At 60.9% G+C, this 17,637-nt stretch carries 16 protein-coding genes; 12 read left to right on the top strand and 4 right to left on the bottom strand.

Features of this window, described 5'->3' with window-relative positions; all coding sequences use genetic code 11:
- The first annotated feature begins 159 nt into the window (after positions 1-159).
- Together KFS80_RS24390 and KFS80_RS24385 are read left to right on the top strand one after the other, a co-directional pair.
- Entirely contained in the window at positions 160-1,653 is a 1,494-nt protein-coding gene (locus KFS80_RS24390; RefSeq protein WP_016985821.1) for an aldehyde dehydrogenase, read from the top strand.
- A 298-nt stretch (positions 1,654-1,951) separates the two neighbouring features.
- Positions 1,952-3,097 carry an MFS transporter gene (locus KFS80_RS24385; RefSeq protein WP_212546225.1) on the top strand — a complete coding sequence of 382 codons (1,146 nt, stop codon included), beginning with the start codon at positions 1,952-1,954 and terminating at the stop codon, positions 3,095-3,097.
- Between the two features lie 86 nt (positions 3,098-3,183).
- Here KFS80_RS24385 and KFS80_RS24380 read toward each other — a convergent pair whose 3' ends face one another.
- Positions 3,184-4,746 (bottom strand): phospholipase D family protein, encoded by a 1,563-nt coding sequence (locus KFS80_RS24380; protein WP_212546224.1) that lies wholly within the window; start codon positions 4,744-4,746, stop codon positions 3,184-3,186.
- A 356-nt stretch (positions 4,747-5,102) separates the two neighbouring features.
- On the opposite strand from KFS80_RS24380, the gene KFS80_RS24375 reads away from it, so the two are divergent.
- The 4 genes from KFS80_RS24375 to KFS80_RS24360 all read left to right on the top strand — a co-directional run bounded on the left by KFS80_RS24375 (position 5,103) and on the right by KFS80_RS24360 (position 9,558).
- On the top strand, positions 5,103-5,774 hold the full coding sequence (locus tag KFS80_RS24375) for a DUF1120 domain-containing protein (protein WP_212546223.1): 672 nt from the start codon (positions 5,103-5,105) through the stop codon (positions 5,772-5,774).
- 161 nt (positions 5,775-5,935) lie between these two features.
- Positions 5,936-6,652 carry a fimbria/pilus chaperone family protein gene (locus KFS80_RS24370; RefSeq protein WP_212546222.1) on the top strand — a complete coding sequence of 239 codons (717 nt, stop codon included), beginning with the start codon at positions 5,936-5,938 and terminating at the stop codon, positions 6,650-6,652.
- Positions 6,649-9,042, top strand: coding sequence for a fimbria/pilus outer membrane usher protein (locus KFS80_RS24365; RefSeq protein ID WP_212546221.1), 2,394 nt, complete (start codon positions 6,649-6,651; stop codon positions 9,040-9,042). Before KFS80_RS24370 ends, KFS80_RS24365 begins: the two co-directional genes overlap by 4 nt.
- 15 nt (positions 9,043-9,057) lie before the next feature.
- Complete coding sequence (locus KFS80_RS24360) at positions 9,058-9,558, top strand: DUF1120 domain-containing protein (RefSeq protein ID WP_212546220.1); 501 nt, start codon at positions 9,058-9,060, stop codon at positions 9,556-9,558.
- On the opposite strand, the gene KFS80_RS24355 is transcribed toward KFS80_RS24360, so the two are convergent.
- On the bottom strand, positions 9,545-10,978 hold the full coding sequence (locus KFS80_RS24355; RefSeq protein ID WP_053125012.1) for an aminotransferase-like domain-containing protein: 1,434 nt from the start codon (positions 10,976-10,978) through the stop codon (positions 9,545-9,547). The two genes, KFS80_RS24360 and KFS80_RS24355, sit on opposite strands and share 14 nt — an antisense overlap.
- A gap of 179 nt (positions 10,979-11,157) precedes the next feature.
- Here KFS80_RS24355 and KFS80_RS24350 point away from each other — a divergent pair, with 179 nt between their 5' ends.
- Entirely contained in the window at positions 11,158-11,403 is a 246-nt protein-coding gene (locus KFS80_RS24350) for a DUF1127 domain-containing protein (RefSeq protein ID WP_053125010.1), read from the top strand.
- Between the two features lie 125 nt (positions 11,404-11,528).
- On the opposite strand, the gene KFS80_RS24345 is transcribed toward KFS80_RS24350, so the two are convergent.
- Entirely contained in the window at positions 11,529-12,839 is a 1,311-nt protein-coding gene (locus KFS80_RS24345) for an NAD(P)/FAD-dependent oxidoreductase (RefSeq protein WP_212546219.1), read from the bottom strand.
- A gap of 148 nt (positions 12,840-12,987) precedes the next feature.
- Between KFS80_RS24345 and KFS80_RS24340 the strand changes: the two genes are divergently transcribed.
- Entirely contained in the window at positions 12,988-13,341 is a 354-nt protein-coding gene (locus KFS80_RS24340) for a YkgJ family cysteine cluster protein (protein ID WP_212546218.1), read from the top strand.
- Between the two features lie 160 nt (positions 13,342-13,501).
- On the opposite strand, the gene KFS80_RS24335 is transcribed toward KFS80_RS24340, so the two are convergent.
- Positions 13,502-13,990: an Lrp/AsnC ligand binding domain-containing protein gene (locus KFS80_RS24335; RefSeq protein ID WP_003177284.1), complete on the bottom strand. Its 489-nt coding sequence runs from the start codon at positions 13,988-13,990 to the stop codon at positions 13,502-13,504.
- 156 nt (positions 13,991-14,146) lie between these two features.
- Here KFS80_RS24335 and dadA point away from each other — a divergent pair, with 156 nt between their 5' ends.
- The 4 genes from dadA (at position 14,147) to KFS80_RS24315 (ending at position 17,581) form a co-directional block, all read left to right on the top strand.
- Positions 14,147-15,451, top strand: coding sequence for a D-amino acid dehydrogenase (dadA, locus tag KFS80_RS24330; RefSeq protein WP_064389549.1), 1,305 nt, complete (start codon positions 14,147-14,149; stop codon positions 15,449-15,451).
- The gene (locus KFS80_RS24325; protein WP_053125004.1) at positions 15,423-15,776 is read left to right on the top strand and encodes a RidA family protein; all 354 of its coding nucleotides are present in this window, start codon (positions 15,423-15,425) and stop codon (positions 15,774-15,776) included. Before dadA ends, KFS80_RS24325 begins: the two co-directional genes overlap by 29 nt.
- 94 nt (positions 15,777-15,870) lie before the next feature.
- On the top strand, positions 15,871-16,944 hold the full coding sequence (gene alr / locus KFS80_RS24320) for an alanine racemase (RefSeq protein ID WP_212546217.1): 1,074 nt from the start codon (positions 15,871-15,873) through the stop codon (positions 16,942-16,944).
- A gap of 88 nt (positions 16,945-17,032) precedes the next feature.
- Positions 17,033-17,581, top strand: coding sequence for a cupin domain-containing protein (locus KFS80_RS24315; protein ID WP_008086779.1), 549 nt, complete (start codon positions 17,033-17,035; stop codon positions 17,579-17,581).
- Positions 17,582-17,637: the final 56 nt, after the last annotated feature.

Below are 17,637 nucleotides of genomic sequence, written 5' to 3'. Positions count from 1 at the left end.
CGTATGGCCACCTTATGTCAAATATATTGAAACAACCCCGGCCGCTGGTTTAGGGTGGCGGGTGCCTCTGGCCGAAAAACCGGCTGGCCGGGCAGAATTCTTGAGGGCGCTGGCGAAGATCGCGCGGCGCTCGTATTCAATAAGCGGAGGACACTCGAAATGACCACCCTGACTCGTGCCGACTGGGAACAACGCGCCCGCGACCTGAAAATCGAAGGCCGCGCCTATCTCAATGGCGAATACACCGACGCCGTCTCCGGCGAGACCTTCGAGTGCATCAGCCCGGTCGATGGCCGTCTGCTTGGCAAGATCGCCAGCTGTGACGCCGCCGACGCCCAGCGCGCCGTGGAAAACGCCCGCGCCACCTTCAATTCCGGCGTCTGGTCGCGCCTGGCGCCAACCAAACGCAAAGCCACCATGATCCGTTTCGCCGGCCTGCTCAAGCAGCATGCCGAAGAACTGGCCCTGCTCGAAACCCTCGACATGGGCAAGCCGATCAGCGATTCGCTGTACATCGACGTTCCGGGCGCGGCGCAAGCGCTGAGCTGGAGCGGTGAAGCGATCGACAAGATTTACGACGAAGTGGCAGCGACGCCGCACGATCAGCTCGGTCTGGTAACCCGCGAGCCCGTCGGTGTGGTCGGCGCCATCGTGCCGTGGAACTTCCCGCTGATGATGGCCTGCTGGAAGCTCGGCCCGGCGCTGTCGACCGGTAACTCGGTGATCCTCAAGCCGTCGGAAAAATCCCCGCTGACCGCCATCCGCATCGCCGCGCTGGCCGTTGAAGCCGGCATTCCGAAAGGCGTGCTCAACGTGCTGCCGGGCTACGGTCACACCGTTGGCAAGGCGCTGGCCCTGCATAACGATGTCGACACGCTGGTGTTCACCGGTTCGACCAAGATCGCCAAGCAATTGATGATCTACTCCGGCGAATCGAACATGAAGCGCGTCTGGCTCGAAGCCGGTGGCAAGAGCCCGAACATCGTCTTTGCCGATGCGCCGGATCTGCAAGCTGCAGCTGAATCCGCTGCCAGTGCCATCGCCTTCAACCAGGGCGAAGTCTGCACTGCCGGTTCGCGTCTGCTGGTCGAGCGTTCGATCAAGGACACATTCCTGCCGATGGTGATCGAGGCACTGAAAACCTGGAAGCCGGGCAATCCGCTGGATCCGGCCACCAACGTTGGTGCGCTGGTCGACACGCAGCAGATGAACACCGTGCTGTCGTACATCGAATCCGGTCACACCGATGGCGCCAAACTGGTCGCCGGCGGCAAGCGCATTCTTCAGGAAACCGGCGGCACTTACGTTGAGCCAACGATTTTCGACGGCGTGAGCAACGCGATGAAGATCGCTCAGGAAGAAATCTTCGGGCCAGTGCTGTCGGTTATCGCTTTCGATACCGCTGAAGAAGCCATCCAGATCGCCAACGACACGCCGTATGGCCTGGCCGCTGCGGTGTGGACGCAAGACATCTCCAAGGCGCACCTGACCGCCAAAGCGCTGCGCGCCGGTAGCGTGTGGGTCAACCAATACGACGGCGGCGACATGACTGCACCGTTTGGTGGCTTCAAGCAGTCGGGCAATGGCCGCGACAAGTCGCTGCATGCGTTCGACAAATACACCGAGCTGAAGGCGACGTGGATCAAGCTGTAAGCCGTTAACGGAAGCCCGGTCACGCCGGGCTACCTGACGAAACAGAGACCCTCTGTGAGAGCGGGCTTCCTGCCAAACAGAAATCCCCTGTGGGAGCGGGCTTTTGTGGCGAGGGGATTTATCCCCGTTCGGCTGCGAAGCAGTCGCAAAATCGTTGCACGCGATGTACCTGATACATCGCGCTTGCAGGTTTTGGGGCCGCTACGCGATCCAACGGGGATAAATCCCCTCGCCACAAAGGCTCGCTCCCACAGTGGTTTTGTGGTGCACATAAAAATAATCCACAGGAGCGTGGAACATGCGTTGGGCGACGTATTTCGCCGTGTTGGCGTCTGTCTTGAGTGTCGGCCTGGCCCTGGGGGTCAGCATGCCGCTGGTGTCGTTGCGTCTGGAGGGCTGGGGTTACGGCGCCTTCGCCATTGGCGTGATGGCAGCGATGCCGGCAATTGGCGTGTTGCTCGGCGCGAAGATTTCCAGTCATCTGGCGGCGCGCTTCGGCACGGCCAACCTGATGCGCCTGTGCTTGTGGGCGGGCGCGTTGTCGATCGGCTTGCTGGCGCTGCTGCCGAGCTATCCGATCTGGTTGGTGCTGCGCCTGATGATCGGCGTGATTCTGACCATCGTGTTCATCCTCGGCGAGAGCTGGATCAATCAACTGGTGGTCGAGAACTGGCGTGGTCGCTTGGTGGCGCTGTATGGCAGCAGCTATGCGTTGAGCCAGTTGTCTGGCCCGCTGCTGCTGGGCGCGCTCGGCACCGAAGATGATTACGGTTTCTGGGTTGGCGTCGGCCTGCTGCTGGTTTCGCCGCTGCTGTTGCTGGGCCGTAGTGGTGCGCCAAGCAGTGAAGCGAGCAGCGTGACGTTCCGCGACCTATGGGGATTTGCGCGTGAGCTGCCGGCGATTGCCTGGGCGGTATCGTTGTTCGCAGCGTTCGAGGCGATGATTTTGACGTTGTTGCCGGTGTATTGCCTGCAACAAGGCTTCACCGCCGAGATCGCTTTGGCGATGGTCAGCACCGTGGTGGTCGGTGATGCGCTGTTGCAACTGCCGATTGGCGCATTGGCCGATTACCTGTCGCGGCGCACGCTGTTCGCGGGTTGCGCGGTGGTGTTGATGTTGTCGAGTCTGGCGATTCCGCTGTTGCTCGATACGCTGCTGATCTGGCCGCTGTGGGTGCTGTTTGGTGCCAGTGCTGGCGGGTTGTTTACGCTGTCGCTGATCTTGATTGGCGAGCGTTATCGCGACGATGCGCTGGTGCGGGCGAATGCGCATATCGCGCAGCTGTGGGGCGTGGGTTGTTTGATCGGGCCGTTGGCGGCGGGGGCGGGTAGCCAGTGGATCAGCGGGCATGCGTTGCCGCTGTTGATGGCGATCGGCGCGTTTGGGTTGGTGATTTTGCTATTGCGCCAAGGGGCATTCGGCCCGGTGACCGAGCCTGCGTAGATCAAAAGATCGCAGCCTTCGGCAGCTCCTACAGGGGAATGCATTTCAAACTGTAGGAGCTGCCGAAGGCTGCGATCTTTTGCTTTTTAAAGCATGCGTTCCAGGCCGACGCTGGTGCTGAACCACGCATTAAACCGTCGCCACCAGCTCCCCGGCTCCTTGGTCAGCGTATGCATCTGGCCATTGTCCTCGGTGACCCAGACGATGTTCCCGTCCTGCAATTTCGCCTGATAACTCAACGCCGGCGCCATACCCTGCAACGCCAACTCACGCACATGCTCAGCCAGCTCTGGACTGTCCACCAACACCCCGACCTCGGTGTTCCACAACACCGAGCGCGGATCAAAGTTGAACGACCCGATAAACGATTTCTGTCGATCAAAAATCATCGCCTTACTGTGCAAACTCGAATCCGAGCCGCGGAACGACTTGCTGTAAAACACATGCGGGCCGCTGCCATCGTTATCCCCAGGCTGGCGGCGCAACTCATATAGTTTCACACCGTGTTCCAGCAGCGCCTTGCGATACGGCGCGTAACCGCCATGCACCGCCGGCACGTCGGTGGCTTCCAGTGAGTTGGTCAGCAGGCTCACGGAGACGCCGGCATCGGCGCGCCCGGTCAGATAGACCAGCCCCGGTTGCCCCGGCACAAAGTACGCCGAAATCATGATCAGCTCTTTGCTGACGTTCTTCAGTTCCGGCGCCAGTTGCGTAGTCAGCAGCAAGTGCGGATCCGGCTCGTCCTTGGCCAATACCTTGCTCGGCGCGTCCCACAACGCCTGATTCCACGCCCAGATCAGTTCGTTGCGCCAGATGTCCATGCGCGGCTCGGTGGTGAAAGTCATCAACTGCTGATACAGCGCGTGATTCTGTTGGCGGGTTTCTTCCAGCGATTCTTCCAGGCGCGTGCGGGTGTTCTGCAAGTCCTTGGCCGACGGTTTGCTGGAGAGAAATTCATCGATCGGCTTGCTCAGCGCGCTGTTCCAGTACTGGTCGAAACTGTGCCCGAGCTGCTCTGCAACCGGCCCCATGCTGAGCATGTCGATGTCGGTGAAATTCAGGTTCGGCTCGGCATCGAAATACTCATCGCCCAGATTGCGCCCGCCGACGATGGCCGCGCTGTTGTCCGCCAGCCACAGTTTGTTGTGCATGCGCCGGTGTTGCAGCGACAGGTTGAACAGGCGCCCGGCCGCGCGGGTGACGCCGGTACTGCGGCCCAGATGCAGCGGGTTGAACAGGCGTATCTGGATCTGCGGATGCGCCGCCAGCGTGGCGATGATCTGGTCGAGACCATCGCTGGTGGTGTCGTCGAGCAGGATGCGTACGCGCACGCCACGGTCGGCAGCCTTGAGCAATTCCTCGACGAGCATTCGTGTGCTGACGCCGTCGTGGACGATGTAGTACTGCAAATCGAGGCTGACCTGCGCGTGGCGGATCAGCTCGGCGCGGGCAGTGAAAGATTCGGTGCTGTTGGACAGCAGGCGGAAGCCGGAGCGGCCTTCATACGGCGCGGCCTGAGCCTGAATCGAACGGCCAAACGCCGAGCTGCTGGCCGGCAAGGCCTGGCTGGGTTCGCGTTGCACATCGACACTGGCGCAGCCGGCGAGCGACAACACGAAGATCAGAAGCAGGAGAGGGCTGGATCGCAAGTCGGATCATTCCGCGTGTGAGTAGGGATCGGAGTATGGCACGGGTTATGACCGTCATCGGCGGCGTTTGATTCAGGAAAAATCTGCCGTGGGGAACCGCCCGGGTTGAGCGCTGTGTAGGCAATGGCCGACGGGCAGGAAAAGAGAATTTTTGAAGTAGGGCATTTCTCCTACTCCTGTCAGCTACGGCCTCAGGCGAATTTTCTCTGGGTGCTTTGTAACTTCGTCTTACATCGAAAATCGGGGCAAATCGCAATAATGGCTAGGCGTTGTCAGGCAGGAAATTTCGCTATTTTCCGCCAGACAAAGCACTACTTGCTGTCGTCCTTTTAATTCTTACGGAACGAGAATTTCTCATGAAAAAGCTTTTCATCAGCGCCACGGTGGTGGCTACGTTGTTGCCTGCTCTTGCCCTCGCAGAAAGTGCCAGCCTCACGGTTAGCGGCACGATTATTCCTACGGCGTGCACGCCGAGTTTTGCTGGCGGCAGCATTGTCGATCTGGGCAAGATTTCGGCGGCGGATCTGAACGCCGATGTACAAACAGAGCTGGGACTGAAAAACATCACCCTGAGCATGACCTGCAATGGGCAGGTGCCGGTCGCCGTGAAAGTGCACGACAACCAGGCGGCGACGCAGTTACAAGGCATCACCATCGATGGCCGTGCAGAAGACATGTACATCTACGGAATGGGCGCCGCCAGTGGGGTGAAAATTGGTGGTTACGGCTTGCGTCATGGCACGCCAACGGTGGACAGCGCAGCGATGAGCCTCATGTACCAACAAGGTGGCGGAATTGGTGGGCCAACCTGGAATCAGCCGAGTTCGACGCTTGTCGGCAAAAACGCTTCCAGCGGTGGTTATCTGCATTATTCCTGGGGACGTAGCATTGCTGAAGGCCCAAGCAACGGCCGCATCCACACCCTTCCAATGACACTGGTTCCAGTCGTCGGCCCGGCGAATGCGCTGCCTACAGGCTCGGACATCACTCTGGACGGCTCCGCGACGTTCGAGCTGGTTTACCTCTGAGTCCAGGGATGTCGTGAGCACACTCTCGACCTGATCAAACACGCGCCGCAGTCCTTGCGGTGCGTCGTTTTTCTGCGCCACAGGCGCACCTTTTTACGTTTGTGTTTCAACGATGGGCCCTTGCGCCGACGGTGCGAAAAATGGGGCGCCAGGGAATCGTCATGCCTCAAATTCAACGTTTTTCAACCACCGCCCTGATGGCGGTGCTGCTTCTATCGAGCGCAACATCCGTGGCCGACGCCGCCGGCATGGTGCCGCAAACGCCGATCCTGATTCTCGAAGAGTCCACTGGTGAAGCCAGTATCAACATCACCAACACTGAACCGCTCCCGGCTCTCTTGCACACGAGCATTGAAAATGTCCCGGAAGACACCGAGCTGCTGTTGCTGCTGACCCCGCCAGTAGCTCGGGTGGAAAGCGGTGGCACGCAACTGGTGCGATTCATTCTGCGCAGCGCTGAGCCGCTGCAAACCGAGCGCCTGAAACGGGTGATTTTCGAAGGCATTCAGCCGCTGGAAAAGGGCAGCAACGCGCGGGTCAGCCTTACCGTAAAACAGAACATTCCCGCGATTCTGCGCCCGAAGAATCTGCCCATCGAACGCCAGCCATGGACGCTGCTGAAGTGGTCAGTGCAGGACACCCAACTGCAGGTCAGCAATCCCAGCCCTTACGTGGTGCGGCTGGCCAATACCGTCAATCTGCTGCCCGGCGATGCTTCGGTGGATCTGGGCCGCAGCTACATTTTGCCCGGCGAACTGCTGCGCCTGACGTCCGCATCGCCGCTGCCCACGACGGCGACTCAAGTGCGTCTGTACCCGGCGACGATGTACGGTTTCGCTGCCGGCAATTTCGATGCGCCACTGGTGACCGGTGAATGAATTACCGTCACAGCCTTGCGCTGCTCAGCCTGTTGGCGTCGGCAAACAGCTTGGCCGATTCGGTCACCTTCGACCCGTACGTGTTGCGCGCCCGTGGGCTCGATCTGCAACTGGCGGAATACTTTCAGGACGCGCCGCGCTTTCAGCAGGGGACGCATTCGCTGCTGCTCAGCGTCAACGGCGTGCCCAAGGGACGGGTGCTGGCGACGTTCGACGAGCAGGGCGAGTTGTGCACCACCGAGACGTTGCTCGAACAGGCAAACATGCGCGTCGAGGCGCTGCCGAACCTGGAGTGCAAGCGCTTTGTCGACAGCTTCGACGGCGTGATCGCGCGGCTTGATCCGGGCAAGGAACAGATCGATCTGCTGCTGCCCACCGGGCTCGTGGCGCCGACGGCTACGGCGCGTCGCAACTACGCGCACGGTGGTAGCGCTGCGCTGTTCAACTACGACGCGCTGGTGCTGGGCAACGAATACGTTGGCCAGACCACACATTACCGCAGCCTCAACACCGAGCTGGGTTTGAACATCAACGACTGGGCGCTGCGCAGCCGTCAGTCTTACGCGGCGTTCGATGGCAGCAGCCAGACCGAGCATCTGTATGCCTACGCTTCGCGCACCTTCGAGTCGCTGCAAACCAACCTGCAACTCGGTCAGCTCAACATGGCCTCGCCATTGTTTGCCGGCGAGGCTTTCACCGGTGTGCAATTGCAGCCTGAAGCCGCGTTGGGGGAGCTGGCAGCGGACAGTGAAGGCGCCCACGTCGAGGGCATCGCTTATTCTGCCGCTCGGGTCGAGGTTCGGCAGAACGGCGCGCTGATCTACACCACGCTGGTGCCGCCGGGGCCGTTTTCGCTGGTGGGGTTGCCGCTGCTCAGCCAGAGTCTGGATCTGGAAGTCACCGTGTACGAAGAGGATGGCCAGCAGCGTAGTTTTATCGTTCCCGGCGACAGCCTTGCTGGTTTGGCACCGGGCCGCCAGCCGGGTTTCGCGGTGACGGCGGGACGTGTTCGTCGCTATGCCCGCGATGATCGCGACGCACCTGATTTCGTCGCGGCGAGCAAGGATTGGCGTTTGGCCGCCGGCAAGCAACTGACGGCGGGCGCGATGCTCGGCAGCGACTATCAATCGGCCGGGATGGCGCTGCAAATTCCGTTGTTGCCGCGCACAGCGCTGGGACTGCGTCAGGTGGTGTCCCGCGCCCGTCGTGAAGATCAGTTGGGCGCGCAGTTCCAGTTCAGCCTGAGCACGGCGCTGACCGAGCGCGTCTCGGCGAACCTGTCGGTCACTCAGCAAGTGCAGGGTTTTCGCACGTTGTCCGATACCACGTGGAATCGCGACACCGATCAACCGGATCAACGCATTCGCAACCAGATGACCCTTGGACTCAGCGGCGCGAGCCTATTGCTGGGCTCGTTTTCCGGTGGATTTTCACGCTTCACCGATTTTGAAGACGACACCAGTTCGCGTCTCAGCGCCTCGTGGTCACGGATGTTTCAGCGCACCAGCGTGTCGTTGAGTCTTGAGCGTGACATGGGCGGTTCGGCGCATGACAGCCGTGGTTTTGCGACCTATCTGACGATCAGCGTGCCGATGGGTCGCAGCGGCGCGCTGCGCAGTTTTGTCCGCAAGGACGACCTCAGCGGCACCCGCAGCGGCTTGCGTCTGAATCAGCAGATCAACGACGCCGTGGCCTACAGCGCCACGGTCGAGCGCCCGGAAAACGGCGAGGCGGATGTCAGTGGCCGGCTCAACCTCCTGCCGCGTTACACCCAGGTTGATCTGGGTTATTCGCAGCGCGGCTCCGGTTCGACCGGTTACGACTTCGGCGCGCGCGGCGGCGTCGCGTTGCACAGCGAAGGCCTGACCTTATCGCCCTACACCGTGCGCGAGACCTTTGCCTTGCTCAAGGCCGGAGATGCCGCCGGGGTCAAGTTGCGCACGCCTTACGGGCCGGTGTGGACGGACGCCGCCGGGCGCGCGGTGGTGGCCAGCGTGCCGGCCTATCGCAACACGCGGGTGGAGATCGACACCGCGAGCCTGGCGCGCAATGTCGACGTGCTCAACGGCTACCGCGAGATCGCAGCGGCGCGCGGCTCGGTGCAGCGGCTGGAGTTTCACATGGTTACGTCCCGGCGCGTTTTACTGCACGCACACACGGCCGATGATCAAGTCGTCGGCAAGGGTTTTGGCGTGTTTGATGAGCTAGGCCGCTACGTCACCAGCGTGCTCGATGACGGACGGATTTTTCTTTCCGACATTCAGGCGGACGCTGCGCTACATGTGCAAAAGGCCGATGGCTCGCGCTGTCATCTGACCTTCGAACTGGCTGAAGAAGCCGATCCCGATGAGCTTTACGAATCTGCGTCCGCGCGTTGCAGCGAGGCATGATTGAGGAATTATCCGATGACTGTTTTCAACGTTTCGAGCGTGGCAATGCTGTGGCTGTGCTGCACGGCGGCGTGGGCGCAGGGCCAAGCATGCGAGGTGCGAGTCAGTCCGCCTGCGTTTGATTTTGGCCTGACCGACCGGGGCGCGTTGTTGCAGCAAAGTGCCGGTGCCAATGAACTGAGTTTTGGCAGTCGCCGGGTGCAAGTGCAGGTTATCTGCGAGCAGGCGTCACCGCTGACATTGCGCTTCGATGCGCCGGGGGCTGACGCCGAGCGTTATCGCTTCGGCATTGGCACGTTGCGGCTCAAGGTGATGGCGGTGCGCGTCGACGGTGTTGTCACGCAAAGGGCCGGGGAGCACGACGTGTTGCGGCCCAGCGAGCGTCTTCTGCCGCTGCTGGCGAGCGGCAGGCGTCTGGAGGTCGAGTTCGAGGTTGAGGGGCAAATCAGCAACGAGGCCAGTCGGGTCGCGGATCTGACCCGACTGGACGGCGAAGGCGTGTTCAGACTGGACTGAGCTCGGACTCGGCAAGCAGTTTGATCGCCGCCGCACCGACCTTGCGCACCGCCTCTTCAATCAGCGCTGTCGGTTTGGCCGCGTAGTTCATGCGCAGGCAATTGCGGTACTTGCCCGAGGCGGAAAAGATGCTGCCGACGGCAATCTGTACGCCTTGATCAAGCAGCGCACGATTCAGTTTCAGTGTGTCGAAACCTTCCGGCAATTCGACCCACAACATGAAGCTGCCCTGTGGACGGCTGGCGCGAGTGCCGGCGGGGAAATAGCGCGTCACCCAATCGATCATCACGTCGCGATTGCGCTGGTATTGCGAGCGCATCCGCCGCAAATGTGGTTCGAAATGGCCGGATTTGAGAAATTCGGCAATGGCGATCTGCGGCTGCGGCGCGGTCGATCCGGTGCTGATGTATTTCATGTGCAGCACGCGCTCGAGGTATCGCCCCGGCGCGACCCAACCGATGCGCAGCCCCGGCGCGAGAGTCTTGGAAAACGAACTGCAGAGCAGCACGCGACCGTCTTCGTCGAAGGATTTGATCGTGCGCGGACGTGGGTAGGTGTAGGCCAGTTCGCCATAGACATCGTCTTCGATGATCGCCACGTCAAAGCGTTGGGCGAGGGTGAGCAGCGCGCGTTTGCGCGACTCCGGCATGATGTAGCCGAGCGGGTTGTTGCAGTTCGGGGTGAGCTGGATGGCTTTGATCGGCCATTGTTCGAGCGCCAGTTCCAGCGCTTCAAGGCTGATGCCGGTGAGCGGGTCGGTGGGGATTTCCAGGGCTTTCATGCCCAGACCTTTGAGGGTCTGCATGGCGCCGTGGAAGCTCGGCGAATCCACCGCGACGATGTCGCCCGGCTCGCAGATCGCGTGAATGCTGGTGGACAAAGCTTCGTGGCAACCGGTAGTCACGACCAGGTCGCTGGCGCTCAACTGGCAGCCGGAATCGAGCATCAACCGGGCAATCTGTTCGCGCAGTTCGAGGGTGCCGTGGATGTTGTCGTAATACAGACCGGGCATGTCCTGGCGACGGCTGATGCGGGCGAGGCCGCGCAACAACGGTTTCATGGTCGGCGTGCTGATGTCGGGCATGCCGCGACCGAGTTGCACGACGTCCTTGCGCGGCACGGCGCGAATCAATTCCAGCACCTGATCCCACTGCGAAATTTCCACTGGCCGCTGCGCCGGACGGCCGACGGCGGGCAACTCCGGCAGCTCGCGACCGACCGGCACAAAGTAGCCAGACTTGGGTTTCGGCGTGGCCAGACCACTGTCTTCGAGCATGCGATAGGCCTGCTGCACCGTGCTCAGACTGACCCCGTGTTCGACGCTCAAGGCGCGCACCGACGGCAAGCGGTCGCCGGGGCGATAGAAGCCTTGTTCGATGCGCGTGCCGAGCAATTCGGCGAGGTTTACGTAGAGGGTCATTGCGCTGCCTCGGTGCAGGTGATTCGGAAGACCAGTACAGATGCGAGAAAAATCGTCAATTCAGTCTGCAAAGCGGTAAATCTGTATGGAGTTAATACAGTCGCTTTGAATCTGTAATGGTTTTGCTCGCCCGCGCATCATGGAATCTCTGGCTACCCAAGTAAACAGGAGCGACAAAAATGAACGGCTTGAGCGATGTGCGGCTGACGTTACACAGTCAGGAACTGGCGGCAGGGCAGAAGGAACGTGCGCGCAATGAGATCATGCGTAACGCACCGTCCGGCCTGAGCCGCTGGGGTCTGATGTGGCATCGCCTGCACACGCGCAGGGCGTTGCTGAACCTGACGGCGGATCAGCTCAAGGACATCGGGTTGACGCGTGAGCAGGCGCAGGAGGAGGGGTTGAAGCCGTTCTGGCAGATCTGAACGACACCGATCGTTCCCACGCTCTGCGTGGGAACGCCGCCCCGGACGCTCTGCGTCCGCTGTGACGCGGAGCGTCACTGGATGCATTCCCACGCAGAGCGTGGGAACGATCAACAGGGGGTGGTTCAGACCAACTCTTTTAGGCGATGCCACAACATCCCCAACGCCAACAACGGCGAGCGCAAATGCTTGCCACCCGGGAAGGTGATGTGCGGCACTTTGGCAAACAGATCAAAGCCACCGCCGTGCTGCCCACTGATCGCTTCAGCCAGCAACTTGCCCGCCAGGTGCGTGGCATTCACCCCGTGTCCGGAATAGGCCTGGGCGTAATACACGTTCGGCTGGTCATTGAGTCGGCCAATCTGCGGCAGACGGTTGGCGCCGATGCCGATCATCCCGCCCCACTGATAATCAATCTTCACGCCCGCCAGTTGCGGGAACACTTCGAGCATCTTCGGCTGCATATACGCCGCGATGTCTTTCGGATCACGCCCCGAGTAATGGCAGGCACCGCCGAACAGCAAGCGACGATCCGCCGAGAGTCGGTAGTAATCCAGCGCCACTCGCTGGTCACAGACCGCCATGTTCTGCGGCAGCAGGTTGTGCGCCTGCTCTTCGCTCAACGGTTCGGTGGCAATGATGTAGCTGCCGGCGGGCAGAACCTTGCCGCTGAGTTGCGGATTCAGATCATTCAGATAAGCGTTGCAGCCGAGCACCAGCGTCTTCGCCCGCACCGAACCTTGGGCGGTGTGGACTTTGACTTCCGGGCCGTAATCGATACGGGTCACTGCCGAGTGTTCAAACAGTTTCACACCCAATTGCTGCGCCGCCGCTGCTTCGCCCAACGCCAGGTTGAGTGGATGCAGATGCCCTGAACCCATGTCGATCAAACCACCGACATAGCGCTTGGAGCCGACCACCGTGTGCATCTCGTTGGCTTGCAGCAAACGGGTTTCGTAGGGATAACCGAGGCCGCGCAACTCTTCGGCGTCTTCGGCAAAACCTTCGAGGTCGGATGGTTTGTTGGCGAGGTCGCAGTAGCCCCAGGTCAGGTCGCAGGCGATCTGAAAACGCTCGACGCGCTGGCGGACGATTTCCACCGCTTCCAGGCCCATCAGTTTCATTTCGCGCACGCCGTCGCTGCCGACGACGTTGGCGAACTGATCGAGACCGTGGCCGACGCCGCGAATCAACTGCCCGCCGTTACGACCGCTGGCGCCCCAGCCGATCTTGTGCGCTTCCAGCAACACCACGCTGAGTCCGCGTTCAGCCAGTTCCAGCGCCGTGTTCAACCCGGAAAAACCGCCGCCGACCACGCAGACGTCGGCCACCACGTCGCCTTGCAGCAGCGGATGATCCGGCTGCGGCAAGCTGCTGGCGGCGTAGTAAGAGGCAACGTGAGGTTGGCTCGCGGAGGTGTGGGCGCGGGCGGTCATGGGCGTCATCCTGAGGCGGGGGTGTCGAGAAAATTTGACGGAGCATAAGCCGCACGCCCGAACGGGGGCAACACTGGTCGGCCTGCGGTGTCTGGATCACGGCTTTTGCGGCACAATTGCCGCCTATTTCACCTTGGTTACCGTTTCGATGAGCTGCAACAGCCAGACAGTCCGCACCTTGCGCCAGCAGATTCCCTCGTTCGAGTGCGTGCCCGGCTGCCACGATTGCTGTGGGCCGGTGACCACCTCGCCGGAAGAAATGGCTCGTCTGCCGCGCAAGACCCGCGCTGAGCAGGATGCGGCGATGGAAGAGCTGAACTGCGTGCACCTGGGGCCGAATGGCTGCACGGTGTATGAAGAGCGGCCGTTGATCTGCCGGTTGTTTGGTACGACCAAGACTTTGCCTTGCCCGAATGAGCGGCGGCCGGTGGAGCTGATTCATCCACGGGTGGAGAAGCAGATATTCGAGTACATGACGGCGAATCGGCAGGTGCTGGTTTAAAAGATCGCAGCCTTCGGCAGCTCCTACAGAGAAATGCATCATGATCGTTCCCACGCTCTGCGTGGGAATGCAGCCCGGGACGCTCTGCGTCCCAAATGCCGAACGCGGAGCGTCCGAAGAGGCATTCCCACGCAGAGCGTGGGAACGATCGTCGCGGTGCTCAATCTGGAATCGGCAGGCTCAAGCTCTCCTTAACCTCTTCCATCACGATGTAACTCTTCGACTCCCGCACATGCGGCAGCTTCAGCAGAATGTCGCCCAGCAGCTTGCGGTACGAGGCCATCTCGGAAATCCGCGCCTTCACCAGATAGTCGAAATCCCCTGACACCAAATGGCATTCCAGCACGTGCGGCAACTTCAGCACCGCGCGGCGGAACTCCTCGAACGTGTCGCCGGATTTGTAGTCGAGGCTGATCTCGACGAACACCAGCAAGCTACCCTTCAAGTGCTGCGGATTGAGCCGGGCGTTGTAGCCCATGATGATCCCTTCGCGCTCCAGACGCCGCACGCGCTCGGTGCACGGCGTGGTCGAGAGCCCGACCTTTTCGCCCAGTTCGGTAAAGGAAATCCGCCCGTCCGCCTGCAGGATCCGCAAGATGTTGCGGTCGATCTTGTCCAGCTCACGTTTGGTCTGAGTGTTGGTACGCATAGGGGATGCGCCTCCGTGAAAAGGGTTTTTGCCGAGAATTGTCGCCAAATATAGGCGCTTATATAGTGAAAAGCACTGGCATTTCTTTTTTAAACTGCGCGCATCATTGCTCTAACAACAGACGTACGCGGCCCCGCCGCGATGAGGGATACAAAAATGCGCGTAATGGTCTTGGGTAGCGGCGTCATCGGTACCGCCAGTGCTTACTATCTGGCCCGTGCCGGGTTCGAAGTAGTGGTGGTCGACCGGCAGCCGGCTGCGGCCATGGAGACCAGCTTCGCCAACGCCGGCCAGGTCTCGCCGGGCTACGCCTCGCCGTGGGCCGCGCCGGGCGTACCGCTGAAAGCGATCAAGTGGCTGCTGCAACGCCACGCCCCTCTCGCGATCAAAGCCACCGCCGACATCGACCAGTACCTGTGGATGGCGCAGATGCTGCGCAACTGCACCGCCAACCGTTACGCGGTGAACAAGGAGCGCATGGTGCGTCTGTCCGAGTACAGCCGCGACTGCCTCGACGAATTGCGCGCCGAAACCGGCATCGCCTACGAAGGCCGCAGCCTCGGTACGACTCAGTTGTTCCGCACTCAGGCTCAGCTTGATGGCGCCGCCAAAGACATCGCCGTGCTGAAAGAATCCGGCGTGCCGTTTGAAGTCCTCGACCGCGCCGGCATTGCCCGCGTCGAGCCAGCGCTGGCGGGTGTCACTGACATCCTCGCCGGTGCCCTGCGCCTGCCGAACGATCAGACTGGCGACTGCCAGATGTTCACCACGCGCCTCGCCGAAATGGCGGTGAAACTGGGTGTGGAATTCCGCTTCGGCCAGGACATCCAGAAACTCGACTACGCCGGTGATCGCATCAACGGCGTGTGGATCGACGGTAAGCTGGAAACCGCCGACCGCTACGTGCTGGCGCTTGGCAGCTACTCGCCGCAACTGCTCAAGCCGCTGGGCATCAAAGCCCCGGTGTATCCGCTCAAGGGTTACTCGCTGACCGTGCCGATCACCAACCCGGCGATGGCGCCGACTTCGACTATTCTCGACGAGACCTACAAGGTCGCGATCACCCGTTTCGACAACCGCATCCGCGTCGGCGGCATGGCCGAGATCGCCGGTTTTGACCTGTCGCTGAACCCGCGCCGCCGCGAAACCCTGGAGATGATCGTCAACGACCTTTATCCTCAGGGCGGTAATCTGGCCGAAGCGAGTTTCTGGACCGGTCTGCGTCCGACCACGCCGGATGGCACGCCGATCGTTGGCGCCACGCCGTTCAAGAATCTGTTCCTCAACACCGGTCACGGCACGCTCGGTTGGACCATGGCATGCGGTTCCGGTCGCTTGCTGGCCGACCTGATGGCGAAGAAAAAGCCGCAGATCAGTGCCGAAGGCCTCGATATTTCCCGTTACGGCAACAAAATTCAGGAGTCCGCAAAACATGTCAATCCAGCGCCAGCTCACCAATGAGCGCATGAGTCAGATCGTCAGCCACAACGGCACCGTGTATTTGGCCGGGCAGGTCGGCGACGACTTCAATGCCGGGATTGAACAGCAGACCCGCGACGTTCTGGCCAATATCGAACGCTTGCTTGATCTGGCCGGCACCGATAAGCAACACCTGTTGTCGGCAACGATTTACCTGAACGGCATCGATGAGCACTTCGCCGGGATGAACTCGGTGTGGGATCAGTGGCTGCCAAAAGGCGCCGCCCCGGCCCGCGCGACCGTTGAGGCGAAAATGGCCAAGCCGAGCATTCTGGTAGAGATCTCTATCGTCGCCGCGCTGCCGTAACTGTTGTAAAGATCCCTCTCCCGGCGCTGTTGGCGGTTCACGTCGTCAGTCGGCGCCGGTTTTTATTCCCATGACCGCCTAGAAGTCTGCCGCCATGCGTCCTGCCCGTGCCCTGATCGACCTAGAAGCCCTGCGCCACAACTACCGAATTGCCCGCGAAGTCACCGGCGCCAAGGCGCTGGCGGTGATCAAGGCCGATGCGTACGGACATGGCGCGGTGCGCTGCGCCCAGGCGCTGGAAGCCGAGGCCGACGGTTTTGCCGTGGCTTGCATCGAAGAGGCTTTGGAGCTGCGCGCCGCTGGCATTCGTGCGCCGGTGTTGTTGCTTGAAGGCTTTTTTGAAGCTGATGAGCTGGCGCTGATCGTCGAGCATGATTTCTGGACGGTGGTGCACTCGCTCTGGCAGCTCGAAGCGATCGAGCAGGCCGCGCTGAGCAAACCGATCACCGTGTGGCTGAAGCTCGATTCGGGCATGCACCGCGTCGGGTTGCATCCAAAGGATTATCCGGCGGCTTATCAGCGTCTGCTGGCCAGCGGCAAAGTGGCGAAAATTGTGTTGATGAGCCACTTCGCCCGCGCCGATGAACTGCACGCGCAGAGCAGCATCGAGCAAGTCGCGGTATTTGAAGCGGCGCGTCAGGGGCTGGCGGCTGAAGTCAGTCTGCGCAACTCGCCCGCTGTGCTTGGCTGGCCGCAGATTCATAGTGATTGGGTGCGTCCGGGCATCATGCTCTACGGCGCGACCCCGTTCGAAGAAGCCAATGCTGTTGCCGATCGTTTGCAACCGGTGATGACCCTGGAATCGAAAGTCATCAGCGTGCGCGAATTGCCGGCCGGTGAGCCGGTGGGCTACGGCGCCAAATTCATCACCGACAAACCGATGCGCATCGGCGTGGTCGCCATGGGTTACGCCGACGGCTACCCGCGTCAGGCGCCGACCGGCACCCCGGTTTTGGTGGCCGGTAAACGCAGTCGCATTATCGGTCGCGTGTCGATGGACATGCTTTGCATCGATCTTACCGATGTGCCGGAAGCCGGTCTCGGTTCGACTGTTGAGCTCTGGGGGAAAAATATCCTCGCCAGTGAAGTGGCGAAGTGGGCCGACACCATCCCGTACCAGATCTTCTGCAACCTGCGTCGAGTGCCAAGGCTCTATTCCGAGGGTTGACGCCGCTGCGGGGGCCAAGTGTTGTAAATACTGAACGCTGTCGCCATGATAACGCTCAATATTCTTACAACATCAGGAGGCTCGCGCCTTGGACGTCGGTGAACGACTGCAATCGATCCGCAAGCTCAAAGGGCTTTCCCAGCGTGAACTCGCCAAACGCGCGGGCGTCACCAACAGCACCATTTCGATGATCGAAAAGAACAGCGTCAGCCCTTCGATCAGTTCGCTGAGAAAGGTGCTGGGCGGCATTCCCATGTCCATGGTCGAGTTCTTTTCCGAAGAAATCCTGCAGGAAGTTCCGACCCAGATCGTCTACAAGGCCAACGAGCTGATCGACATTTCCGACGGCGCCGTGACCATGAAACTGGTCGGCCGCGCGCACCCCAGTCGCGCCATCGCCTTCCTCAACGAAATCTACCCGCCGGGCGCTGATACCGGCGAAGAAATGCTCACCCATGAAGGCGAGGAAACCGGGATTCTGGTGGAGGGTCGTCTGGAATTGGTGGTGGGCCTTGAAACTTTTATTCTCGAAGCCGGCGACAGCTACTACTTTGAAAGTACCAAGCCGCATCGTTTCCGTAATCCGTTCGACTTGCCTGCGCGACTAATCAGCGCAGCCACGCCGGCAAACTTTTAAACCAAGAGGCGCCAGGCCACTACGGCAAAGGCACCCAAGCTGTTTTACCGATGCGC

This window comes from Pseudomonas rustica, from assembly GCF_018336155.1.
Taxonomy (GTDB): domain Bacteria; phylum Pseudomonadota; class Gammaproteobacteria; order Pseudomonadales; family Pseudomonadaceae; genus Aquipseudomonas; species Aquipseudomonas rustica.
This window is presented reverse-complemented; position numbering and strand designations above follow the sequence as displayed.